Raw genomic sequence first — 23,603 nt, 5'->3', positions numbered from 1 at the left:
CTTCGGTGCTGGTGAATCCTTAGCGCTGGTGAATCCTTAGCGCTGGTGGAACGTACGGCTGATGACGTCCATCTGCTGTTCGCGCGTGAGGCGCACGAAGTTGACCGCGTAGCCGGAGACGCGAATCGTCAGCTGCGGGTAGTTCTCCGGGTGCAGCATGGCGTCTTCAAGGGTTTCCTTGTTGAGCACGTTGACGTTGATGTGGTAGCCGGTGGCTTCCGTGTACGCGTCAATGAGTCCGACGAGGCTCGTGATCTGCTCGTCCTTGGTGTGACCGAGGCCACTGGGGACGACCGTGTTCGTGAGCGAGATGCCGTCCTGCGCCTGGCTGAACGGCAGCTTGGCGACGCTGAGCGCCGACGCGAGCATGCCGTGCGTGTCGCGGCCGTTCATCGGGTTTGCACCCGGAGCGAACGGCTCACCCTTGCGACGGCCATCGGGCGTGTTGCCGGTTGCCTTGCCGTAGACCACGTTGGACGTGATCGTCAGGATCGACTGGGTGTGGATCGCGTTGCGGTAGGTCGGGTGCTTGCGGATCATGTTCATGAAGCGTTCCATGACGTCGATCGCAATGGAGTCGACCTTGTCGTCGTCGTTACCGAACTTGGGGAATTCGCCCTCGATCGTGTAGTCGATGACGAGTCCGTTGTCGTCGCGGACCGGACGCACCTTGGCGTACTTGATCGCGGACAGGGAGTCGGCGACAACGCTCAGGCCGGCGATGCCACAGGCCATCGTGCGAACGATTTCCTTGTCGTGGAGAGCCATTTCGAGACGCTCGTACGCGTACTTGTCGTGCATGTAGTGGATGCAGTTCAGCGCGGTGACGTAGGTCTCGGCAAGCCACTCGAGCGTGACGAGGTAGTTCGCGAAGACGGTGTCATAGTCGAGGATCGTGTCCAGGTTCGGCGCGGTCGCCGGGGCGACCTGCTTGCCGGAAACCTCGTCCTTGCCGCCGTTGATCGAGTAGAGCAGCGCCTTGACGGCGTTGACGCGAGCACCGAAGAACTGCATCTGCTTGCCGACGCGCATCGGGGAGACGCAGCAGGCGATCGCAGCGTCGTCACCGAGCTCGGCGCGGATGAGGTCGTCGGACTCGTACTGGATCGCCGACGTGTCGATGGAAACCTGGGCGCAGAAGCGCTTGAATCCATCGGGAAGGCCGTCGTTCCAGAGAACGGTGAGGTTCGGCTCCGGTGCTGCGCCGATGTTGTACAACGTCTGGAGGAAACGGAACGCCGTCTTGGTGACGAGCGGGCGACCGTCTTCGCCGATGCCGCCGAGGGACTCGGTGACCCAGGTCGGGTCGCCGGCGAAGATCTCGTCGTATTCCGGGGTACGCAGGAAGCGCACGATGCGGAGCTTGATGACGAGGTCGTCGATGAGCTCCTGGGCGCCCTCTTCGGTGATGGTGCCGTCGGCGAGGTCGCGCTCGATGTACGCGTCGAGGAAGGCCGAGTTACGGCCGAACGACATTGCAGCGCCGTTCTGTTCCTTGACGGCACCGAGGTACGCGAAGTACAGCCACTGGACGGCTTCCTGGGCGGTCTGGGCCGGCTTGGAGATGTCGGAGCCGTAGGACGCGGCCATCTGGACGAGTTCCTTGAGGGCCCGGATCTGCTCCGAGTTTTCCTCGCGGGCGCGGATGATGTCCTCGGTCGAGGGCTCCATGTCGAGCTCGGCGCGGTCGTTCTTCTTGCCGGCGATCAGTGCGTCGACGCCGTAGAGGGCGACACGACGGTAGTCGCCGATGATACGGCCACGGCCGTAGGCATCCGGAAGACCGGTGATCAGGTGGCTGTTGCGGGCACGACGCACACCGGGAGGGTAGACGTCGAACACGGCAGTGTTGTGGGTCTTGCGGTAGTCGGTGAAGATCTTCTCGAGTTCGGGAGAGACGGGGTAGCCGTAGGTCTCGAGGGAGTTGACGACCATGCGCCATCCACCGAACGGCATGATCGCGCGCTTGAGCGGCGCATCCGTCTGGAGGCCGACGATGACTTCATTGTCCTTGTCGATGTAGCCCGGCTTGTGGGCTGTAATGGAGGACGGCGTGAAGGCGTCGATGTCGTAGACGCCCTTACGACGTTCCTCGGGGAACATCGCGGACAACTTGGCCCAGACTCCCGTGGTGCGGGCAGTCGGCCCGGCCAGGAAGGACGCGTCGCCGATATACGGCGTGTAATTGCGCTGAATGAAATCGCGAAGGTTAATCGAATCCTGCCACGGCCCGGAAACGAATTCCGCCTTGCCGTGCTGCATCGAAGTGTCGCCGCTGAGGACGCCCTCTGTAATTGTCATGTGGACTACTCTCCTCGTGGGATTGAGCTTTCCCGCCGCGGAAGATCCCGCGCTCGGGGTAGTGAGCGGGGGGACACGAGGCGCCAGACGTGCACCGATGCACCGTGGTCCGCTCTCTTTTTCCAACACTACTCCCCGGCAAGGGCCGGTCGGGGGGTTCTTCCGCCGCGTCTCTCGCCCGCGCGTTTAAAAGGACTCGCCTAGCACAGCCAAACCCCGGTAATCCACTGCGGGGAGTGACGATCCTGAGAATTCTCAAACCTGGCGGCTAGAGCTTCTTTCCGGGGTTCAGCAGGCTGGCGGGGTCGAAAGCGAGCTTGACGCGGCGCTGCAGCTCCCGCACGGCGAGGCCGAGTTCGTCGTCGAGGTGCGCCTGCTTGAGCAGGCCGATCCCGTGTTCCCCCGACGCGGACCCACCCAGCGTGACGGCGAGCTGGATCACCCGTTTGAACGCGCGGTGGGCGGCATCGACCTCCGCGGGCAGGTCGGGGTTGAAGCCGATCACCGGGTGCAGGTTCCCGTCGCCGAGGTGCCCTCCGGTGCTGATCGGAATCAAGAGTTCGCTGGAAATCTCCTGAAGGCCGGAGAGGAGCGCCTGCAGCTGCGACCGCGGAACGGTCACGTCCTCGTTGAGGCTCGCACCGCGCGCGGCCTGCAGGGCCGGCTGGAGGAGGCGTCTCGCGCTCATCAGCTGGTCGAGGTGCGCGGCGTCGTGCGCGATGACGATCTCGCCCGCTCCCCCGGCCTCGAGGATGCGCGCGTATTCTGCGACGTCGTCGTCGGCCTGCCCCGCGGCATCCGACTGCACGAGGAGAAGTGCTGCAGCACCCTCCGGGAGCGTGGACGCGGGGTCGAAGGCGTTGATCGCGGTGATGCAGGATCCGTCGAGGAATTCGAGCACGCTCGGACGCCGGTTGTTCGTGACGATCAGTGCGGCGGCGGCGAGGGCCTCCGCGGTGGTCGAGAACGTCGCGGACACGCCGGAGGCCGGGGCAGGGGCAGGCAGCAGCCCGACCGTGATCTCGGTGATGATCCCGAGGGTGCCCTCCGACCCGACGAGGAGCGCCGTCAGGTTGTACCCGGCGACACCCTTGATGGTGCGCTGCCCCGTGTGCACGATGGAGCCGTCCGCGAGGACGACCGTGAGGCGGCGCACGAAGTTACCCGTCACGCCGTACTTGACGCACAGCATCCCGCCGGCGTTGGTGGCCACGTTGCCGCCGATCGTCGAGCCCTTCCACGAGCCGGGGTCCGGCGGGTAGAAGAGGCCGGCGGTCGCGGCGGCCCTGGCCAGGGCGTATGTGCGCACGCCGGCCTCGACCGTCGCGGTCTGGTCTGCCTTGTCGACGGAGACGATCCGGTTCATCCGGGTGAGGTTCACGACAATGGCTCCGGTGATCGCGTTCGCACCGCCGGCGAGTCCGGTGCGGGCACCCTGCGGCACGAGCGCAATGCCGTTGGCCGCTGCGAGGGTGACGACCGCCGCAACCTCGGCGGTGCTTTTGGGGAACACGACGGCGAGGGGCTCCCCCGCAGCGGTGCCGTCCGACTGGTCCGTGAGATACGCATCGGTCGCCTGTCCGGTCACGAGCTGCGCGGGCGGCAGTATCGTGGCGAGTTCGTCGAGGATCGTCTGCGGGGAAAGCGTTTCAGTCACGGGGGCCTCTGGGTCAGAGTGGACGAGCCGGCACCGGGCGAAAGGCCTGCGGCCCGGCGGTGGGTGTGCCTCAATCGGGGCGTTTGCCCAGTATATGAGGCGGTATATTCCGCAGCCGACTTGTAGTTATTGATGTATCTATGGCTAGGCTGGGGGTATGCCGAACGAATCAGCCTCCCTCATGCCGGCCGGGGCCTCCGCCGTCGAGCGGGCATACACGCACGTCGCGGACCTGATCATCTCGGGGTCCCTCCCTGCGAGCTCCTTCCTGACCGAGGGGGAGATCGCCGGAGCCCTCTCACTCAGCCGCACACCGGTGCGCGAAGCCTTCCTCGCGCTCGAGGCCCGCGGGCTGATCCGGCTCTTCCCGAAGAAGGGCGCCGTCGTCACCGCGCTCGACGAGGCGGAGACCGCCGAGTTGCTCCAGGTGCGCATCATGCTCGAGACGACCGCCGTCCGGCTCCTGGGCGAATGCGAGGGCGGGACAGGCGCGGTGGACACCGACCTCGCCGCCCTGATCGAGATCCAGGCGGATGCCGCTGCGAGCGGTGACCTGCTCACCTTCGCCAGGGCAGACCACCGCTTCCACTCCCGGATCGTGGACGAGAACCGCAACCGGGTGATCGACGGTTTCTACGCCCAGCTCGGCCCGAGGCTCGAACGCCTCACCCACCGGGTCGCTTCCCGGGACCCCCGCAACCTCGAACGCCTTCTCGCCGAGCACCGCACCCTGGCCGGTCACGTGTCCAGCGGAGACACCGCAGCGTACGACCGTGCCCTCCGCGAACATGTCGAGGCCGGGCATTTCTCCACCAGGGTCGCCTGACCGCCACGGTCCCCTGACCACCACCACCACCGTCCATCCCCGATCGCGTTCCGAAAGTCCGATGATTCCCCGTACCATTCCCGCCTGGCTCCGCGCAGCACCCGCCATCTTCGTCATGGCCTGGGGCGGCAACCACTTCACCCCGCTGCTGCACATGTACGAGGCGCTCGGCCACTACACGACCGTGATGGCGGATGTCTTCCTCGGGGCGTACGTCGTCGGCCTGATTCCCGGGCTCCTCCTCGCCGGGGCGCTCTCGGACCGGTATGGACGCAAGCCCCTCGCGATCGCGGGCGTGATCACGGGACTCGTGGCCAGCATCCTTCTCGGTTTCGGTTTCTCGAGCACGGTCATGCTGTGCCTCGGCCGCTTCCTGGCCGGGCTGAGCGTGGGCGTTGCGATGTCGGTCGGAACGGCGTGGCTCAAGGAACTCTCCGCCGCGCCGTTCGACAAGCGCGCTGACACGGTGGCAGGCGCCCGGCGCCCGGCACTGACCCTCACCCTCGGCTTCGGACTCGGTGCCGGCGTCGCCGGCGCACTCGCCCAGTGGGGCCCGATGCCGACGCTCGCCCCCTACCTCGTCCACATCGTGCTGAGCCTTGCCGTACTGCCCCTGCTCGTCACGACGCCGGAGACCGTGCCGCGCTATCGGGCGCACCGCCCGTTCTGGCGTGACCTTGCGGTTCCTCTCGCCGGGCATCGCCGCTTCCTGCGCGTCATCGCGCCCTCAGCGCCCTGGGTCTTCGGCGCGGCCGGGATCGCGTACGCGATCATGCCGAAGCTCGTCGACACCCAGCTCGGCGAGTTCAACCTCGCATACGCGACCCTGCTCACGGTCGTCACCCTCGGTACGGGGGCCCTGGTCCAGCCGCAGGTCGCCCGGATCAACACACGCACCAACGGGCGAGCGCTCGTCGTCGGCATGGGCATGATGCTCGTCGGCATCCTGCTCTCCATCTGCGCCGCGGCGACCCTGTCCCCGATCGTCGCCCTCGTCACGGCGATCGTGCTCGGCGCCGCGTACGGCGTGTGCGTCGTCGCGGGCCTCGTCGAGGTGCAGCGCATCTCCACCCCTGCCGACCTCGCCGGCATCACGGGCGTGTACTACAGCCTCACCTACCTCGGGTTCCTGCTGCCGGTCCTCTTCGCGGCGCTCAACGCCGTCGCGAGCTACACCCTGCTGATGTCCCTGCTCGGTGTCGTCTGCGCGGCGTCCCTCGCCGTCGTGGCCTGGGGCATCCGCCGCGTCTAGCCCCGCCCGGGTAAAGGGGCGCTGAGGTACGGCGTGAGGACGGCGCGCAGGTAGCGCGTCCCGCCGGTGGAATCTGCAGTGGAATCCGAAGGCCCTCCGGTGTCCGCCCCGTCGAGCTCCTCGAAGGCGAACCAGGACTCGGCGAGGATCCAGAGCGCCCGCACGAGGTCATCGAGCTCCCGATCGCCGAGCGGGCGGATCTCGCCGTGTTCACGCCAGCCCCTGGCGATCTCGCTGAACCTGACGAGGCGCCGGGCGCGCACGAGCCGGTAGTGTTCGGCGAGCACCGGGTCCGCGTGCAGCAGGCCGAAGAGGTCGCGGGCCAGGAACGCGTACTGCCGCGTCAGCGCGACACCGGCACCGAGGCGGTCGAGTACCTGCTCGGGGTCCAGGCGTTCAGGCCCGTCCCCTCCCCCGGCAGCGGATGCCTCCCAGAGAGATTCATAGGCCGTCACGCGCTGGGCATGCAGCTCGCGCACGATCTCGTCCTTGCCGCCGAACCAGTAGTACAGGTTGCCCGGGCTGATTCCGGCGGCCGCCGCGATCGCGTTGGTGGTCACGGCGGCGGTGCCGCGTTCGTTGAAGAGGCCGAGGGCGACGAAGAGGATCCTGGCCCTGGTCTCCCCCGCCGTCACCGTGGTCGGGACCCGGCTCACGAAAGCACGACTTCCCGCGCGGGGCGTCGAGGGCTCGGCAGGGCCGAGCCGGTCGGATGTCCGATCCGGAAGGTCATGATCGCGTGGCGGCCTGCGGGAAGGAGCGCGGCCAGCGCGTCGCCGAAGTCCGGGTTGAGGCCCGTCGAGCGTTCCCTGTCGATCCGCTCAGGAACCTGGCAGAGCGGCTGGGCGCTGACCCCGTCGACCGTCATGCTCAGGTGCAGGCGCTGCCAGGCCCTGCCGACGGCGAGACGCTCGCCGGTGTCGAGCGGGTCGCGCACGACGAGCGCTCCGAAGGCCGCGGCCGTGGGGACCTGGCTGTCCCTGGTGCCGGCGAGCCAGCCCGCGTTGTTCTGGGCCGTCGAAACGGGAATGACCTTCGAAACGGCCCTGATGAATTCCGACTGCCCGGACGGGTCGATCGTGATGCCGTCTTTCTTCGACTGGATCTCGTGCCAGTCGGTGCGGTACCAGGCGGCGTCGTCCGCCACCTGTTGCGGGTCTGCGATGATCGCCTCGGTCGCGCGGACGGTCAGGGCACCGAACGCATTCTTCTCCGCGGGGTCCGAGAACCAGACGAGTTCGGCGACGGTCTCGTCGATGAGTCCGCTGAGCCGTGCCAGCTCCGCGGCGCTCACGGGCCGCGTGAGGTCATAGGAGTTGCGGTCGGTGTGTCGGGATGCGATCGCGGTGAACAGCGGTGAGACGGATGCCTCCGCCGCCTGAAGGTCGATCCGTGCGACGTGTGTGGGGTCCGCGGGGTCCGGCAGCAGGGTGACGGCGGCCTTCTTCCCGTTCGCGGGTGCCGCGACGACGATGTTCTCGATCGCGCACCCGAGCGAGACGTCCATCTCCCGGAGCAGCGGGTCCATCGTCCCGAGGTTCCTGGTCGTGTCAGCGAAGACGTCGATCCGGTTGTCGGCGACCCTGAACTGCCAGGGCTGGGCGTTGTGCGCGTTCGCTGCGAGCACGGCGGCCCGAACGAGGCCGAGGGCGTCATGCGCCTCCGGGCCGGCCTGCGCCCATGCGGCGAATGCCTCGCCTGTCCCGCTCGCGAACACGCCACCGTCGACCGCGCGCCAGGTGAGGCCTGCGGCGCCGGCGATCGCGATCGTCCCCAGGCCGATGCCGGCGACCTTGAGGAACGAACGCCGGGACGACGTCCGCCCCTTCTTGTCGTACCGGCCTTTCGGCTCGTGCCGGTCGTTCCTGTCGTGCTGCTCGTTCCGGTCGTTCCTGGGTGTCCTGTCGGGCGTCATACTCCCATTAGAGTCTTTACTCTAATGTTTGTCGAGCCCGGCGGTCATCAGGCGAGCCCGGCAGTCAGGCGAGTTCGGTGAGTCGTCCGGCCTTGATGTGCAGGCGGCGCTGGGCGCGCCTGGCGACGGCACTGTCGTGCGTGACCACGATCAGGGTGAGGCCCTGTGCCCGCCAGAGCCCCTCGAGCAGGTCCATGATCTCGTCCCTGGTCTCCTCGTCGAGGTTGCCGGTCGGCTCGTCGGCGAGGAGCACGGTCGGGTCCTTGACGAGTGCCCTCGCGATCGCGACCCGCTGTTGCTGGCCGCCCGAGAGTTCGGCGGGAAGGTGGCCGAGGCGGTCCCCGAGGCCGACGGCCTCGAGGGCGGCCGCCGAGCGCTCCCGGCGCGCGGCGTTCGTCCCGCCGAGCGGCGCGAGCGCCGTCTCGACATTCTCCTGGGCGGTCAGCGTCGGGATCAGGTTGAAGCCCTGGAACACGAAGCCGATCTCGGTGGCGCGGATGCGACCGAGCTGGGAGTCCCCGAGGCTCGACAGGTTCGAACTGCCGAGGTGCTCCGTCTCGAGCACCACGGATCCGGAACTCGGGCGGTCAAGTGCCCCGAGCATCTGCAGGAGGGTCGACTTGCCGCCACCGGTCGGCCCCTGGATCGCGACCATCTGGCCATCGGGGATCGAAACGGTGACGTCCTGCAGCGCGGTCACCGAGCGCTTGCCCTGGTCATACTTTTTGGTGACATTCGTCAGCTGGTACATGGTCTGGTTCCTTCTGGAAGCTGAAAGTGAGAATCGGAGCGAATCGAATCGGGTGACGCAGGCAGTGCTACGCGATGCTGCGCAGGGCTTCCGCCGGCCGGAGCCGGGAGGCTCGCCACCCCCCGATCACTCCGGCGAGCAGGCCGCCGAGAACGGCGAGTCCGACCGCGATCAGGATCACGGATACCGTGACGGGCGCCGTCAGGACGATGTTCGACTGGGTGGCCGCCTGGGTTGCGGCACCGAATCCGCCACCGCCAGGGCCGAAGCCTGCGCCTCCCGCACCTCCCGCGCCGCCGGCGGCCCCGGCCCCGCGGCCCACCGCCTGCACGGCCGTCGAGGCCCCTGCGGTCAACGTCGGGGCGATGATGTTGATCACGAGGATCCCGGCGAGCCCGACGGCGATCCCGACGACGCCGCCGATCAGGCCCTGCACGAGCGATTCGCCGCCGACCTGGCGCACGATCCGGCCGTTGGACCACCCGATCGCCTTGAGCGTTCCGAACTCACGGGTGCGCCGGGTGACCCCGGAGATCGTGAAGAGGATCGCGATCAGGAACGCCGCTGCGAGGACGATCAGGGAGAGCCACAACCCGAGGTTGGAGACGAGGCTCGATGCGCTCGCGAGCGACCCGGATACGCTCGACGCGAGGTCCGCCTGGGTCTTGACGGTCGCTGCGGGCAGTGCGGTCCTGATGTCCGCCTGGACCTGGTTGATGTCCGTCGACGACGCCGCCTGCACGTAGATGTTGGAGACCTGGCCCGGCAGGGCCGCGAGGGACTGGGCGACGTCGAGCGGAATGTAGACATTGGCCGCGGTCGCGCTGTCCGAGGTCGCCGCGGAGACCAGCCCGACGATGCTGAAGTCGGTGCCCGCGATAGCGACGGTGCCGCCGACGGCGAGGGAGGCGGTCGTCGCGTAGCTCGCGTCGAGGACGGCGACGTTCGCACCGGCATCCGTGCTCGCGAGCGAGCGCCCGGCTGTGAGCGTCACGGCGGAGAGCGGGCCGACGGCTGCGTCGGCCGGGTTCAGCCCGAGCACGGTGAAGGAGTCGACGCTGAACGAGCTGCCGCCCGCACCGTCGGGGCCACCCGTCGGCGGCGTCTCAGCGCTCTGGCCTGACGGAGCGCCCTGGCCGGTCGATGGCCGGGTGGCGCCCTGGCTGCGGGTCGGGAGGGCGCCGCTGAAGGTGGAGTTGCTCAGCAGGAGCGTCGCAGCGGCCGCACTGACGTTCGGAACCGCGCGCACCGAGTCGAGACCGGTCGAGGCGAAGGTCTCCGTCCCGCGTTCAGCCGTGAGCCTGCTGCGGCTGATCGTCGTGGTTCCGTCCGCTGCGGCACCGTCCGCCGAACCGAAGTCGAAGCGTTGGGGCGCGCCGTTTCCGGTGCCCGGCGTCGCGGCGGCAGCAGGGGCCTGGCTCACGGTGATGTCGGTGCCGACGCCGTACACGGACTCGAGAACGGATGCCTGGGCGAGCTGGACTCCGCTCGACACCGAGTTGACGATGATGACCAGCGCGATGGCGAGGGCCATGCCGATCGCGACGATGGCGGTCTGCTTGCGACGGCCCGCGAGTTCCCGACGCAGGTAGGTATAGAACATGAGTCTCCGGTTCCGGGGACTCTCCGTGGGGCCCACCGGGATCGAAGTTATGGATCAGGGCTTTCCGGACGCTATCACTTTCCTGTGAATACGCCGTCAAATGACAGTTCTGCCCCATGAACATCGGCTGGGCACTGGTGTTTCCAAGCTGATCAGGATGTCTGCGGGCCACACTCTGCCGCTGGCGTACGCTGGCGGCATGACTGGGAATGGCCTCGGATCCGCAGTGCCCGAAGATGTGAGCTCCTGGGCCGCCCGCCAGCGCTGGTTCGCGGACACGGGCCGCCCGGTGGCGCTGGCGCGCGTGGGCGGCGGGTCGCTGCCCTCCGGCGAGCCGGGGGTGCTGATCCGCACCGACTGCGTCGTCGACGCCGGCGACCCTCGCCGGACGGTCTACCAGCTTCCCGTGACCGAGCGGGAGGTGGCTCTCCCTGGCGGCGAGGCGGCCCTCATCACGACCCTTACCGGAGCGGACGGGCGGCGAAAGTTCGTCTATGACGCTCCGGCGGATCCGGCCTATGCGCGGGCGCTGCTCCTGTTGATCCTGCGTCGCGGCACGTCAGGCCCTGGTGCAGACGGATGCTCGGTCGCGGAAGGCGAGACCCTTCCCAACGGCCTCGCCGGCGGTGTACCCGGAGGTGTACCCGGCGACGGAGTCGCGCCGGAGGGTGTCGAGCCGACCGTCGTGTCGAGTCACGTGCTCCGGGGAGAGCAGTCCAACACCTCGATCATCTACGAACTCGCGGGTCCTGACGGTCGCGCACTCACTCCCGTGATCTGCAAGGTCTTCCGGGCGCTCCACCACGGCGACAACCCCGACGTCACCGTGCAGTCCGCACTCGCCCGCGCCGGCTCGCACTTCGTTCCCCTTCCCGTCGGTTGCATCGTCGGGGACTGGGCGGACCCCCGCGCGCCTGGCGGCACCGCGCGCGGCCACCTCGCTTTCGCCCAGGAGTTCCTGCCCGGCGTCGAAGACGCCTGGCGGGTGGTACTCGGTGCGGCACGGAGAAACGAGGACTTCACTGCGCGGGCGCGGAGCCTCGGCGTCGCGACCGCGGCAGTCCACGCCGACCTCGCTGACGCGATGCCGACGGCGGAGCCGACCGCTGAGGTCGTCGGCACGGTCCTCGACGGCCTGCGCGCCCGCGCCCGGCGCGCGATCGCGGAGGTGCCTGCACTCGACCGGTACGCCCCGGCGATCGAGGCGGTGTTCGCCGCAGCGGCCGAGGTGTCCTGGCCGAGGCTGCAGCGCATCCACGGGGACCTGCACCTCGGCCAGGTGCTGCTCGTTCCGGGCAGGGGCTGGGTGCTCGTCGATTTCGAGGGCGAACCGCTCACTCCTCTCGAGGACCGGACCCGTGTCGACGTGCCCTGGCGGGATGTCGCCGGGATGCTGAGGTCGTTCTCCTACGCGGCCGGAACCGTGGCGCGGGAAGCTCCCGAGCGGACCGGTGTCGTCACCGGGTGGGCACAGGCCTGCCGTCGGGCGTTCCTTGCCGGGTACAGCGAACGTTCCGGCAGGAGCCTCGGAGAGCAACGCCCGCTGCTCGGCGCCTTCGAACTCGACAAGGCTCTCTACGAGGTCGTCTACGAAAAACTCAATCGGCCCGACTGGCTGCCGATCCCCCTCGCAGCGATCGACGCCCTGCTCGCCCCCGTTCCCGTCCCCGCCGCCGTTCGCGAAAGCGGGTGAGTCGTCGGTATGCCGAGCTCAGTACGACGTTTCACCCGCTTTCGCGGGCGCGCGGATCAGCTCTTCGACGAACGCTTGAGCTCGGGGAACTGGTCGTCGCGCCATTCCTCCGGAAGCCGGAGCTGCTGCTCTGCGGCATCGTTCTCGCGCGCCCGCAGCTCGACCCTGCGGATCTTGCCTGAGCTCGTCTTGGGCAGTTCGAAGAACTCGATACGCCGCACCCGCATGTACGGCGGCAACCCGTTGCGGGCGTGACGCAGCACGGCGAGAGCAGTCGCGCTGTCGGGTGCCCAGCCGGCCGCGAGGTGGATATACGCCTTGGCGATGTTGAGTCGGGTGTCGTCGGGGGCGGGGACGACCGCGGCCTCGGCGACGGCGGGGTGTTCGAGCAGCACGCTTTCGACCTCGAACGGGGAGACCTTGTAATCGGAGGACTTGAAGATGTCATCCGTGCGGCCGATGAAGGTGATGTAGCCGTTGTCGTCCCGGGTGGCGACGTCGCCCGTGTGGAAGTAGCCATCCCGGAGCGCAGCCTGGGTCCTGACCGGGTCGCCGTGGTACCGGGCCATGAGGTTGACGGCGGGCTCGGCGAGGTCGAGGCAGATCTCGCCCTCGTCTGCGACGCCTCCCGTGATCGGATCGACGAGGGTGATCGCGACGCCGGGCAGGGGCAGGCCCATGGACCCGGCCTTGAGGACGGACCCCGGCACGTTGCCGACGATGGCCGTCGTCTCGGTCTGGCCGTACCCATCGCGGATCGTGAGCCCCCAGGCACGCTGGATCTGGCTGATCACCTCGGGGTTGAGCGGTTCACCCGCCGAGAGGATCTCGCGGAGGCCGACCGGCTTCTCGCCCACATCGGACTGGATCAGCATCCGCCACACCGTCGGCGGCGCACAGAACGTCGTGACCTTGGCGCGGTGCAGCTGGGCCGTGAGCGCCTGCGGGTCGAACCGGCCGTAGTTGTAGACGAAGACGGTGGCCTCAGCGATCCAGGGCGAGAAGAAGCTGCTCCAGGCGTGCTTGCCCCAGCCCGGTGAGCTGATGGCGAGGTGCACGTCGCCGGGACGAAGCCCGAGCCAGTACATCGTGGAGAGATGGCCCACGGGGTACGAGGTCTGGGTGTGCACGACCATCTTGGGCTTGCTCGTGGTCCCCGAGGTGAAGTAGATGAGCGACGGGTCGTCCGAACCGACGGCCACGGGAACGGGCGCCGTGGAAAGCAGGGCGGCGTCGGCGTAGTGAGCCCAGCCGGGAACCGTGCCGCCGACGCAGATGCGCCGGAAATCGCCGTCGATCTCCGCGAACTTGGCGGCGTCACCCGAATTCGCGATGACGCAGTCCACCTCGCCGCGCTGCACGCGGTCGGCGAGGTCGCCGGCGGCGAGCACGGTCGATGTCGGGAGGATCACGGCGCCGATCTTCATGATGCCGAGCATGAGCTCCCAGAGTTCGACCTGGTTGCCGAGCATGAGCATCACGTGATCGCCCTTGCCGACGCCCTGCTGGGTGAGCCACGCCGCGACCTGGTTGGAGCGTGCGGACATCTCCGCGAAAGTGACCTTCAGCTCACGGCCGTCCTCCTCGACGATCCACAGGGCGATGTTGTCGTTGCCGGCCGCGATCACGTCGAACCAGTCGACGGCCCAGTTGAATGACGCGCCGACATCCGGCCAGCGGAATTCCGCGGCGGCACGGGCGTGGCCGTCCCAGAGGCGCAGCAGCTGATCGCGGGCGGCACGAAAATTGGAGGTACTCGTCGGAAAAGTCACTTCTCCATCATCCTCACTCATAAATGCCTGTAACTGCATGCATCCGGAAAACACGTCGCGGCGCGTTCCGGGGGCAACCCACACCCGGATGTGGTTAACCACATGGGTCGCCCCATCCGGGTGACAGGGCCAGCGGTCCCCTCCGGCCTCGGGTAGCTTCGTGCACGTCAACACCGACAGTCTCGACGTGGCGTCTCCGGTTCCAGTGTGGGACGTTCGATTTCACCCCGGGGGCACAGATGGTTACGTTCTTCGTCATTTTCATTCTTGTTGTGGGAATCAACACCTTGCTCTGGACCACGGTCGGTCTCATCCGTGCCGTGGTCGAGAGCAGCCGCCGCCGGTCGCCCGATCGATCGCAGGACCCGCTGATCTCCGCGGACGAGGTCGCGGTCCTGGTCGCCGCCCACGACGAAGAACAAGTGATCGCCGCGACGATCGGTTCCGCAACCGGCCAGGTGCCCGTTGGACACGTCTTCGTCGTTTCGGACGCCTCAGCAGACCGGACCGCGGACCTCGCGAGAGCCAGCGGAGCGAACGTGCTCGAACTCGAGTCGAATCATGGAAAGGCCGGCGCGCTCGTCGCGGCAATCGACCATTTCGAACTGGCACGCCGGTTCCCGGTCGTGGTGCTCCTCGATGCGGACACGGTGCTGGCCCCCGACTACCTGCTGACCGGCCTGCCGTGCTTCCAGGATCCGGGGGTCGTCGCGGTTGCAGCGTGTGCGTCGACGATCGCTGATCCTCCCCCCGCGACGATGATGGGCCGATTCCTGGTCGCATACCGGGAACGTTTCTACGTCATGGTGCAGTACCTGCTCAAATACGGTCAGGCCGCCAGGCTCGCGAACGTGATCTCCATCGTTCCCGGTTTCGCGAGCATGTATCGCAGCCGGGTCCTCGGAAGCATCGACATCGATCCTCCCGGGCTCGCGATCGAGGACTTCAACATGACGTTCGAAGTGCACGCGCGCAAGCTCGGCCGGATCGCATTCCACCCCTCGATCGCGAGGGCCTCGACCCAGGATCCGGACAACCTGCACGATTACACCCGGCAGCTCCGGCGTTGGACCCTGGGGTTCTGGCAGACGCTGCGCCGCCACGGATTCCGGCTCGGCTGGTTCTGGGGTGCGCTGGCGCTCCACGTGTTCGAGCTCGTGACGAGCAGTGTGATGATGCTGCTGTTCCTGCCGCTGCTCGTCGTATCGGTCGGCGCGGTCATCTGGGAGGCGACGTCGACGGACCCGTCCGGCATCGCCACGCGGCTGACGGACGCGATTCCGCCGACCCTGATCCTGCTCGGCGTGCTCGTGCCCGATTACCTGTTGACCGTGCTCGTCGTCGCCGTCACCCGCCGGCCGAGTTATCTGCTGCTCGGGTTCGCCTTCCCACTCGTACGTGTGGTCGACGCGGCGATCTGCCTGGCGACCCTTCCCCAGGCATTCCTGACGCCGTCGAGCGGACGCTGGAGGAGTCCAGAACGCCGAGTCACCGTGGCGCCCGTGGCTCCCGCGCTGCAGGAGAAGCCGGTGCCGCCGGAGACGTCAGCTCGTGAAGAGATGTCGGTGCCCGAAGAGACGTCAGTTCCGCGGAACCGGCCGCTCGTACCCGACAAAGCGAAAGCGGATGCCGGTCCTCGAGACCATCCATTCCGAGGCGTGGGCACGCGTCCACTCCCCGTCAACCGCGGGGGCCCTCGTGTCGCCGGGCACGGCGAGGTCCAGCTCGGTGACCTCGAGTCGTGAGGCGCGGGCCAGGGCTTCGCGGTAGACCTCGCCTCCGCCGATCACCCAGATCGTCGTGGCCGGATCTGTGGCCGAGTCGTCCGCAGCGAGGGCATCGTCCACGGACCCGGCGCGTTCGGCTCCGGCAGCGGCCCAGTCGGCGTCCCTAGTGACGACGATGTTCCGTCGCCCGGGGAGCGGCCGGAATCGTTCGGGGAGGGAATCCCACGTGCGACGACCCATCACGACCGTCGCGGCATCCGTCACGGCCTTGAAATGCGCGAGGTCTTCGGGAAGGTGCCAGGGTATCGAACCGGCGCTGCCGATGATCCCGTCGTGCGCCTGCGCCCAGACCAGTGCGATCACGGGAGTGTGACGGGCGGGATCAGACGGCAACGGGTGCCTTGATCGCGGGGTGGTGCTGGTAGCCGACGACCTCGAGGTCCTCGTACCCGTAGTCGAAGATGCTCGCGCGTTCGCCCGTGATGCGGAGCGTCGGGAGCGGATACGGGGCACGGGTCAGCTGCTCCGTGACCTGGTCACGATGGTTGTCGTAGATGTGGCAGTCCCCGCCGGTCCAGATGAAGTCGCCGACCTCGAGGCCGGCCTGGGCGGCGACGAGGTGGGTCAGCAGCGCATAACTCGCGATGTTGAAGGGGACGCCGAGGAAGAGGTCGGCGCTGCGCTGGTAGAGCTGGCAGGACAGGCGGCCGTCGGCGACGTAGAACTGGAAGAGCGCGTGGCACGGTGCGAGGGCCATCGACGGGATGTCCGCGACGTTCCAGGCCGACACGATCATGCGACGCGAATCCGGGTCTGTCTTCAGGGTCTCGATCACCTGGGCGATCTGATCGATGTGACCACCGTCGGGGGTGGGCCAGGAGCGCCATTGCACTCCGTAGACGGGACCGAGTTCTCCGGTTTCCGATGCCCACTCGTCCCAGATGCTGACGCCGTGTTCCCGGAGCCATCCGACGTTGCTCTCGCCGCGCAGGAACCACAGGAGTTCGTAGGCGATCGACTTGAAGTGCACGCGCTTCGTCGTGATGAGCGGGAAGCCCTCACGAAGGTCGAAGCGGAGCTGGGCGCCGAAGATGCTCGTGGTTCCGGTCCCGGTCCGGTCGGCTTTGGCGGTGCCCGTCGCCAGGGTGTGGCGAAGCAGGTCTTCATACGGGGTCGCGAGTGAGGTTGGCATTCGTAGCAGTTTATTTGGTGGCGCAGCTTATTCGGTGCCGAAGCGCCGCACGAAGGCACGCATCAGGTTCGCCGGTTGCGTCACCGTGGCCGCCGCGATGCTCGCGATGACTCCGGTCCAGGCATCCGGCTTGACATATCCGTTGTCGCGGTAGATCCGGAGGCGGGTGAGGATGCTCGCATTGGTGAGCTCCGGGTGGAACTGGGTCGCGTAGACGTTCCGTCCGACCCGGAAGGCCTGGACCGGGCAATCCTCTCCGGTGGCGAGGAGTACGGCGCCGGGCGGGAGGACCGTGCATGCCTCCTTGTGTCCGACGAAGGCCTCGAAGTCGGGCTCGAGGATACCGAACAGGGGGTCGGCGGCTCCCTCCTGCGTCAGCCGCACTCTCGTCGGGCCGGCGTCCTCCGGCCACGTTCCGTCGACGACACCCCCGCCGTGTGTCGTCAGCAGCCCGATGCCGTAACAGGCTCCGAGAAAGGGAAAATCACGGGCGACGACGAGGTCGAGGAGCGACTGGAGTTCCCGCTCGACCCGGAGCTGGACGGCGGACTTCGTCGCCGCGGGGTCGCTGGCGTTGAAGGGGCTGCCACCGACGATGATGCCGGAGTAGTCGTCCAGCCGGATCGGCGGCAGTGGCGCCGCCTCGAGCCTGACCCGGTGCAGGTCCTCCGGGGTGAGGCCGCCGGCGCTCAGGAAACCCTCGTACTCGTCGTCGGCGGCTTCGTCCTCCGGACGGCTGGCCAAGAGCAGGTAGGGCTTCACGCCGCCATGATACGCGGTGCGGCGCCCATTCCGGTGCGCGCTTCCCGATCAGTACAGGAATGACCTCGCGAAGGTGTTCACATCGATGTTGACGCCGTTGAAGACCCGTTCAAAATGCTGCTGAACACCGACTCGGAGATTCCCGGACGCGTTCCAGCCACCGAACGGAATCGGTGCAGGCGAGAGGAGATCGACGGGGTCGTCAGGGAGGCCGGCCACGGCAGTCGAGCCCGGCTGGACGGGCACGGCATCCCAGAGGGCGACGTCCGAGAACTCCGTCGTTCCCGCGCCCATGATGTCGTCCCACATCCGCGCGCCGGTGTAGACGACGGGGCGCACTCCGGTGGATTGGACGCCCGTGATCATGGCGCGGGTGAGCGGCGGGCCGCCCGTTTCGATGTCGAGGGCGAAGAACTGGAGCCGGATGCGGAAGGAGCCCGTCGCCGCGATCCCCTCCCGCCAGCAGCGCGGATCCCTGGTGTACGCGGCGATCGCGAGACCGGCGTCGATGGCCATCGCGAGCTGCGCCTGGGTGCGGGCGAGAGGCGTGCACGTGCCGAACTCGGTGGAGCTGAGGATGTAGAGCCGGAACCCGGCTTCGTATGCCTGCACGAACCAGGCAGGATCGGAAATCGGATTGTCCGAATCCAGCGCCCTGATCGCCGGTGACGGTTGGGCCCGCGACGATTGGGCCGGTACGGTCGGCACCGGAGTGGGGGCCGCGGTCGGGGAAACCGCTGGGATGCCGGACGGGGCGGATGCCGCCGGGTCCGGTCGGATCGCACCTGCTACCTGGATGGCCGCGAAGGGAAGGCCCACTGCAAGGATCACCAGCAGCGCGGCCCCGAAAATGGGCGGCGCAACCGGCCCCTTTCCCGGGTGTCTCGTGACGGAAAGCCTGCGCATTCGCTCAGTGTGCACCGGCATCGCGGTGAAGAAAAGGGACCCACCGGGGACTCGTCCAGACTGTCGGACGTGCCCTCGGACCCCGATGGATGTCTGGGGGGCGTACAGTGAGGCAGCACCGCTCAGTCTCAGGTTCCAATGTCGCCCTGATGAAACGGCTGCCGCCGGGGATTCCTTTCCCCAAGCTCTTGATCACATCACTGGGGGAATGGCTTTCATGCGCGACCTTGCACCAACCATTTACCGGCAGCGTCTTGTCATCGAGGCCTACCCCGCCGAACCGATCAGCGCAGTGCAGATCACGGACTACTTGTCAGGGCTTGCCCCGGTGCTCGACATGAAAGGCCTGATCGAACCGGTCACGCATCGCAGCGATCTGTACGGCTGGGCCGGGTGGACTCACTGGGAAACGTCGGGGGCGCATTTCTACGCGTGGGAACAACCGGTGCTCTTCTACAGTGTCGACATCTACACCTGCAAGCCGTTCGACCCCCTCGTGGCCGTCGAATACACCACGCGTTTCTTCGGCAGTGCCAGCGCCGAATACAAGGAGTTTTAGTGCCGACCCGCGACACCGATACCGTGATCGGCGCCGAGGTGTTCAGCCCCCGATACGACCTGAGCGATGCCGAGCTCGAGGACCTCACCGTGCGGCTGCTCGCCGCGCGCACGCGTGACCTCCCGGAGCACTACCGGCTGGTCGCGATCGAGGTCGACGGCCGGAGCCCGTTTTCGAACGTCGGCCGGCACGTGGAACGTGTTGTCTTCGAGGCGACGTTCGGCAACGATGCCGCGCAGATGACGGACGAGTACGGCGCGTACGAGGGCACGAGCACATTCTTCATCTCCATCGACAGGGACACCGGCACGCCGAGCGGGGTGCTGCGGATCATCGAGGATTCCCCGCATGGACTCAAGAGCCTCAACGATGCCGCCCAGGAACCGTTCAATCTGGAACTCGATGAGGCGTTCCGCTTTCACGCGATCACCGATCCGACCGAGATCTGGGACATCGGCACCGTCGCCGTCCTCCCCGACTACCGTCGCGGCGAAGCAGCGGTGAGCGTGCAGCTCTACCGCGCCATGTACCTCTCCGCGCTCGTGCACCGGATCAAGCACATTGTGTCCATCGTCGACGACCGCCCGCTGCGCAAGATGCGGGACTTTCTGGGCATCCCGTTCGTACCGCTCGCCGACACTCCCCCTGGTCCGTACCTCGGCTCGAAGAAGAGCCACGCCGTCTACGGGTACGTGCCGCACTTCCTACCGAAGGCGCGGGCGCACCGCGACACCATGCGCGGCCTCCTCGTCCGCAACGCCCTGCAGCGCCTTGTCGACGGCACGGAAGACGACTCGATCAGCCTCGACGTCCAGCCCGGCGCCTGAACGTCACTCGGGCGCTGTGCTGCCCGATCCGGAGATGTTGACCAGCCAGCTCACGCCGAACGGGTCCACGAGCATCCCGAAGCTGTCTCCCCACGGCGCCTTCGCAAGCGGCTGGAGTACGGTCCCGCCGGCAGACAGTTTTTCGAAGTAGCCGCTCAGTTCCGCCTCGTCGTCGCCGCTCAGCGAGACCGACATAGTGGTGCCCGGTGTCAGATCCATGCTGTTCGGTGTGTCCGCCGCCATCAGGACCATCCCGCCGTCCGTCGTCAAAGCGGAGTGCATGATCTTGTCGCCCTCCGCAGGATCCTCACTGGCGTGGAGCTCCGCGAAGGTACTGCGCGTGACCGTGCCGCCGAAGACCGACTCGTACAGGTCCATGGCCGCCCTGGCCGAATCACGGAACGAGAGATAGGGGTTGAGCGTTGTCATCTGAGACCTCCAGACCGGGGCGTGCCCGCCGTCGGGCCCGCGCTTCCGAGACATTATCGACCCCGGAACGGCAAAAGACGAGGCGGTGGATCCAGTCCTCGCACCTGTGAATGGTCCCGCGTGAGGCACTAGCCTTGCTGAATGGAACTCCGCCAGCTCGAACATTTCGCGATCGTCGCCGAGGAACGCCACTTCACCCGGGCCGCCGAGATCCTGCAGATCTCACAATCCGGTCTGTCGGCATCCGTTCGGGCGCTCGAAAGCGAGCTCGGGACGTCACTCTTCATCCGCAGCACCCGCAGCGTCGAACTCTCGGTCGCCGGACAGGCCTTCCTGGTCGAGGCGTTGCGCACGCTCGCGAGCGCCACCGCGGCCCAGAACGCCGTTGCGGCCGTGCGCGGCCTCATGCTGGGGAGCCTGACCGTCGGCGCCGAGCCGTGCCTGGGCTCGGTGGACCTTCCGGGAGAGCTCGCCCGCTTCCGCATGACGCATCCAGGGGTCGACGTACGTCTCAGGCACGCCGGATCGCTCGAGCTCATCGAGGGCGTCGCGAACGGCCGCACGGACGTCGCCCTTGTCGTCTCGGTCGGCGACCAGACTCCCGGCGTCCGACTCAGTCCGCTCAGCACGCAGCGGCTCATCGTGCTCTGCCGTCCCGATCACGCGTTCGCGGCCAGGGGCTCCGTCGACCTCGCATCCCTGCATGCCGAGTCACTCGTCGGGTTCCCCGCAGGCTGGGGCGCACACGTCCTCGCCCGCCGCGGTTTCGCCGCTGCCGGGTTCGATTACCGGGCCGCGCTCGAGGTCAACGACGTGCATCCGATGCTCGACCTCGTCGGTTACAACCTCGGTGTCGCGATCGTGCCGGAGAGTTTCGCAGCGAAGCGCCCTGACCTCCTGCGAGCCATTCAGATCGAGGATCCGATGCCGCCGTGGACGGCCGCGGTCGCCGTGGCGGACGAGCCCAGCCCGGCCGCCACGGCGTTCCTCACCCAGCTCGCGGGGATCAGCCCAGCTCGCGGGGATCAGCCCAGCAGCGCCAGTTCCTCAGGCGTGAGCGTGATGCCGGCAGCGTGAACCGAATCCCGGATGCTCTCCGGCCGCGAGGCGCCGGGGATCGGGATGACCACAGGGGACTTCGCGAGGTGCCAGGCCAGGCAGACGACCTGCGGGCTGACCCCGCGGTCTGCTGCTACCTGCTGGAACGGCGCGAAGCGTTCGCCGAGCCGGGACGCAGAGGAGATCCCACCGAGCGGGCTCCAGGGGATGAAGGCGATTCCGAGTTCGGTGCAGAGCTCGAGCTCTGGTTCGCTGCTGCGGAACGCAGGAGAGAACTGGTTCTGCACGCTCGCGAGGCGCCCGCCGAGCAGTTCGCGGGCGAGCCGGATCTGATCGACGTTCGCATTGGAGATGCCGGCGAGGCGGATCGTGCCGGCGTCGAGGAGCTCGACGAGCGCCCCGATGGAATCGGCGTACGGCACCGCCGGGTCCGGCCGGTGGAACTGATAGAGGCCGATCGCGTCGCCGCCGAGCCGCGCGAGTGAGGCCTCCGCGGCCTTCTTGAGGTATTCAGGGCGGCCGTCGACATACCAGGTGCCGTCACCGGGGCGCAGGTGCCCGCCCTTCGTCGCGACGAGCACGTCGCTGGTGTCCCCGCCCCACGACGCGATCGCTCCTGCGATGAGGGTTTCGTTGTGGCCGACCTCGTCGGCGTGCAGGTGGTACGCGTCCGCGGTGTCGAACAGGGTCACGCCCTCGTCGAGGGCCGCGTGGATCGTCGCGACGGACCTGGCCGCATCCGGTCGTCCTTCAATCGACATCGGCATTCCGCCGAGTCCGATCGCGCTCACGGTTCGGTCGGCGATCATTCGGGTTTGCATCATTCGGGTCGGCATGGCTTCCTTCGTTGAGCGGTTGACGGGGCTGGCGGTTCTGCAGTGTTCGTTGCGGGATTCGTTGCGGGATCTGTTGCGGGATCTGTTGCGGGACCTGTTGCGGGGTTGGTCACCAGGCATAGTCCTCAGGGGCCGGCTTGTGCCCGGGGAAGATCTCATCGAGACGGGCCAGAGCTGCGGCATCGAGGGTGACGTCGAGCGCCCGGAGACCGTCGTCGAGCTGGGCCTGGGTGCGCGGCCCGATGATCGGCGCCGTCACTCCCGGCTGGTGCAGGAGCCAGGCCAGGGCCACGTCTCCCGGCTCGTGCCCCAGGTCTGCGGCGAAGTCCTCGAAGGCCTGGATGGCCGGTCGGTGCGCGGCAAGCGTCTCGGCAGAGCGCCCTTCGAGGCGCCGTCTGCCGTCGCGCTCCTTGCCGAGCACTCCCCCGAGGAGGCCGCCCTGCAGCGGGGACCAGGCGATCACACCGAGCCCGTTCGCTCGCGCCGCCGGGAGCACTTCGAGCTCGAGGTCCCGGGTGAGGAGGTTGTAGATCGACTGCTCACTCACCAGGCCGGTGAAGTTGCGACGTCGCGCTTCCGCCTGGGCCGTGGCGATGTGCCAGCCGGCGAAGTTGCTGCTGCCCGCGTAGAGGATCTTTCCCTGGGCGACGGCCGTCTCCATGGCCTGCCAGATCTCGTCCCAGGGCGTCTCCCTGTCGATGTGGTGGAACTGGTAGATGTCGATGTAATCCGTCTGCAGTCGCCGGAGGCTCGCGTCGAGGGCCCGGCGGATGTTGAGGGCCGAGAGCCTGCCGTTGTTCGGCCAGTCCGAGGTCGTCCCGTAGAGCTTGGTGGCGAGCACGGTCCGCTCCCGGCGATCGCCGCCGCGCGCGAACCACCGGCCGACGAGGGACTCGGTGGCCCCGGGCCCGAGGTCGCCGCCATAGACGTTCGCCGTGTCGAAGTAGTTGATTCCCGAGGCGAGCGCCGAGTCCATGATGGAGTGCGCCTCCGGTTCCGGCGTGAGCGGCCCGAAGTTCATGGTGCCGAGGCACAGTCGGGAGACGGAAAGACCAGAGCGACCGAGGTGTGTGTATTCCATGACTTCAGCCTCCTCCAGGACCACTGATCTGTCCAACAGCCGTCATCGCTGTGATTGACCAGTTGGGGTTCTCAATCGCTTACCCGGAAAGCTGGGTACAGTTTCGAGCATGAAACTCACCGATATCGACCCGCCCGGTCGCAGTTTTTCGCGCTGGCTCACCGAGGAGGAGATCGGACGCGTGCTCGCGAGCGATCGCGGCTGGCGACTCGCCGAGGACGGCAGTGTCGTGGCCGGAAAACTCCGGAAGGCCCGGATCGCCGACTCCCTCGGGGACCTCGGTCGCGCCGCCATCGCCAACCGGTGGGCCGCGCGGGCCGCGGCCCCCGGAAGCGACGGCAGCGGCCCGACGCACATCATGTGGGGTGTGTTCAATGCCCGCTCCGACACGGAGATCGCCGCGGAGATCGCCGCCGGGATCGCCGCCAGGGGCTGAACCAGCCTGGCGGCGACTC

The 23,603-nt window shown here is 67.8% G+C and carries 21 protein-coding genes and 1 pseudogene; 8 read left to right on the top strand and 14 right to left on the bottom strand.

All coding sequences use genetic code 11. The features are described from left to right. Nucleotides 1-36: 36 nt before the first annotated feature. Nucleotides 37-2,301: a formate C-acetyltransferase gene (gene pflB, locus E3O50_RS02760; protein ID WP_134448867.1), complete on the bottom strand. Its 2,265-nt coding sequence runs from the start codon at nucleotides 2,299-2,301 to the stop codon at nucleotides 37-39. A 268-nt stretch (nucleotides 2,302-2,569) separates the two neighbouring features. Next, complete coding sequence (locus E3O50_RS02755) at nucleotides 2,570-3,958, bottom strand: FAD-linked oxidase C-terminal domain-containing protein (protein ID WP_134560014.1); 1,389 nt, start codon at nucleotides 3,956-3,958, stop codon at nucleotides 2,570-2,572. Nucleotides 3,959-4,115: 157 nt separating this feature from the next. On the opposite strand from E3O50_RS02755, the gene E3O50_RS02750 reads away from it, so the two are divergent. Both E3O50_RS02750 and E3O50_RS02745 read left to right on the top strand, forming a co-directional pair. Then, the gene (locus E3O50_RS02750; RefSeq protein WP_134448865.1) at nucleotides 4,116-4,784 is read left to right on the top strand and encodes a GntR family transcriptional regulator; all 669 of its coding nucleotides are present in this window, start codon (nucleotides 4,116-4,118) and stop codon (nucleotides 4,782-4,784) included. Between the two features lie 61 nt (nucleotides 4,785-4,845). Continuing rightward, nucleotides 4,846-6,036 (top strand): MFS transporter, encoded by a 1,191-nt coding sequence (locus E3O50_RS02745; RefSeq protein WP_134448864.1) that lies wholly within the window; start codon nucleotides 4,846-4,848, stop codon nucleotides 6,034-6,036. On the opposite strand, the gene E3O50_RS02740 is transcribed toward E3O50_RS02745, so the two are convergent. The 4 genes from E3O50_RS02740 to E3O50_RS02725 form a co-directional block, all read right to left on the bottom strand. Further along, nucleotides 6,033-6,692 carry a TetR/AcrR family transcriptional regulator gene (locus E3O50_RS02740; RefSeq protein WP_134560012.1) on the bottom strand — a complete coding sequence of 220 codons (660 nt, stop codon included), beginning with the start codon at nucleotides 6,690-6,692 and terminating at the stop codon, nucleotides 6,033-6,035. The genes E3O50_RS02745 and E3O50_RS02740 overlap by 4 nt on opposite strands. Beyond that, nucleotides 6,689-7,951, bottom strand: a complete 1,263-nt coding sequence (locus tag E3O50_RS02735) for a hypothetical protein (protein WP_134560010.1) — start codon at nucleotides 7,949-7,951, stop codon at nucleotides 6,689-6,691. Before E3O50_RS02735 ends, E3O50_RS02740 begins: the two co-directional genes overlap by 4 nt. Nucleotides 7,952-8,015: 64 nt before the next feature. Beyond that, a complete protein-coding gene (locus E3O50_RS02730; RefSeq protein ID WP_134448862.1) occupies nucleotides 8,016-8,702 on the bottom strand; it encodes an ABC transporter ATP-binding protein in 687 nt (228 codons plus the stop codon). A gap of 67 nt (nucleotides 8,703-8,769) precedes the next feature. Then, nucleotides 8,770-10,305, bottom strand: a complete 1,536-nt coding sequence (locus E3O50_RS02725) for an FtsX-like permease family protein (RefSeq protein ID WP_134448861.1) — start codon at nucleotides 10,303-10,305, stop codon at nucleotides 8,770-8,772. A gap of 199 nt (nucleotides 10,306-10,504) precedes the next feature. Here E3O50_RS02725 and E3O50_RS02720 point away from each other — a divergent pair, with 199 nt between their 5' ends. Next, on the top strand, nucleotides 10,505-11,998 hold the full coding sequence (locus E3O50_RS02720; protein WP_166790686.1) for a phosphotransferase: 1,494 nt from the start codon (nucleotides 10,505-10,507) through the stop codon (nucleotides 11,996-11,998). A 56-nt stretch (nucleotides 11,999-12,054) separates the two neighbouring features. Here E3O50_RS02720 and E3O50_RS02715 read toward each other — a convergent pair whose 3' ends face one another. Then, nucleotides 12,055-13,770 (bottom strand): AMP-binding protein, encoded by a 1,716-nt coding sequence (locus E3O50_RS02715; protein WP_241975446.1) that lies wholly within the window; start codon nucleotides 13,768-13,770, stop codon nucleotides 12,055-12,057. 272 nt (nucleotides 13,771-14,042) lie between these two features. Here E3O50_RS02715 and E3O50_RS19895 point away from each other — a divergent pair, with 272 nt between their 5' ends. Further along, complete coding sequence (locus E3O50_RS19895) at nucleotides 14,043-15,515, top strand: glycosyltransferase family 2 protein (protein WP_347233266.1); 1,473 nt, start codon at nucleotides 14,043-14,045, stop codon at nucleotides 15,513-15,515. Here the strand turns inward: E3O50_RS19895 and E3O50_RS02705 are convergent. From E3O50_RS02705 to E3O50_RS02690, 4 genes and pseudogenes are all read right to left on the bottom strand, one after another. Next, nucleotides 15,429-15,860, bottom strand: a pseudogene (locus E3O50_RS02705) (dihydrofolate reductase); the annotation flags it as partial. The gene E3O50_RS19895 and the pseudogene E3O50_RS02705 overlap by 87 nt on opposite strands. Before the next feature lie 19 nt (nucleotides 15,861-15,879). Further along, on the bottom strand, nucleotides 15,880-16,689 hold the full coding sequence (locus E3O50_RS02700; protein WP_134448858.1) for a thymidylate synthase: 810 nt from the start codon (nucleotides 16,687-16,689) through the stop codon (nucleotides 15,880-15,882). A gap of 27 nt (nucleotides 16,690-16,716) precedes the next feature. Further along, the gene (locus E3O50_RS02695; RefSeq protein ID WP_134448857.1) at nucleotides 16,717-17,451 is read right to left on the bottom strand and encodes a glutamine amidotransferase; all 735 of its coding nucleotides are present in this window, start codon (nucleotides 17,449-17,451) and stop codon (nucleotides 16,717-16,719) included. 48 nt (nucleotides 17,452-17,499) lie between these two features. Continuing rightward, a complete protein-coding gene (locus tag E3O50_RS02690; protein WP_134560004.1) occupies nucleotides 17,500-18,357 on the bottom strand; it encodes a hypothetical protein in 858 nt (285 codons plus the stop codon). Nucleotides 18,358-18,574: 217 nt separating this feature from the next. Here E3O50_RS02690 and E3O50_RS02685 point away from each other — a divergent pair, with 217 nt between their 5' ends. Continuing rightward, nucleotides 18,575-18,916 (top strand): S-adenosylmethionine decarboxylase, encoded by a 342-nt coding sequence (locus E3O50_RS02685; protein ID WP_198413440.1) that lies wholly within the window; start codon nucleotides 18,575-18,577, stop codon nucleotides 18,914-18,916. Continuing rightward, nucleotides 18,916-19,743, top strand: coding sequence for a hypothetical protein (locus tag E3O50_RS02680; protein ID WP_134560002.1), 828 nt, complete (start codon nucleotides 18,916-18,918; stop codon nucleotides 19,741-19,743). The genes E3O50_RS02685 and E3O50_RS02680 overlap by 1 nt, the downstream gene beginning before the upstream one ends. Nucleotides 19,744-19,746: 3 nt before the next feature. On the opposite strand, the gene E3O50_RS02675 is transcribed toward E3O50_RS02680, so the two are convergent. Beyond that, nucleotides 19,747-20,172, bottom strand: coding sequence for a VOC family protein (locus tag E3O50_RS02675; protein WP_134448853.1), 426 nt, complete (start codon nucleotides 20,170-20,172; stop codon nucleotides 19,747-19,749). Between the two features lie 141 nt (nucleotides 20,173-20,313). Between E3O50_RS02675 and E3O50_RS02670 the strand changes: the two genes are divergently transcribed. After that, nucleotides 20,314-21,249, top strand: coding sequence for a LysR family transcriptional regulator (locus tag E3O50_RS02670; RefSeq protein WP_134560000.1), 936 nt, complete (start codon nucleotides 20,314-20,316; stop codon nucleotides 21,247-21,249). Here E3O50_RS02670 and E3O50_RS02665 read toward each other — a convergent pair. Together E3O50_RS02665 and E3O50_RS02655 are read right to left on the bottom strand one after the other, a co-directional pair. Beyond that, nucleotides 21,198-22,052 (bottom strand): aldo/keto reductase, encoded by an 855-nt coding sequence (locus E3O50_RS02665; protein WP_134448987.1) that lies wholly within the window; start codon nucleotides 22,050-22,052, stop codon nucleotides 21,198-21,200. The genes E3O50_RS02670 and E3O50_RS02665 overlap by 52 nt on opposite strands. A gap of 124 nt (nucleotides 22,053-22,176) precedes the next feature. Beyond that, nucleotides 22,177-23,148 carry an aldo/keto reductase gene (locus E3O50_RS02655; RefSeq protein WP_134448851.1) on the bottom strand — a complete coding sequence of 324 codons (972 nt, stop codon included), beginning with the start codon at nucleotides 23,146-23,148 and terminating at the stop codon, nucleotides 22,177-22,179. Nucleotides 23,149-23,257: 109 nt separating this feature from the next. On the opposite strand from E3O50_RS02655, the gene E3O50_RS02650 reads away from it, so the two are divergent. Next, complete coding sequence (locus E3O50_RS02650) at nucleotides 23,258-23,584, top strand: hypothetical protein (protein ID WP_134559998.1); 327 nt, start codon at nucleotides 23,258-23,260, stop codon at nucleotides 23,582-23,584. Nucleotides 23,585-23,603 lie beyond the last annotated feature (19 nt).

This window comes from Cryobacterium sp. MDB1-18-1 (genome assembly GCF_004402735.1).
Lineage (GTDB): Bacteria > Actinomycetota > Actinomycetes > Actinomycetales > Microbacteriaceae > Cryobacterium > Cryobacterium glucosi.
This window is presented reverse-complemented; position numbering and strand designations above follow the sequence as displayed.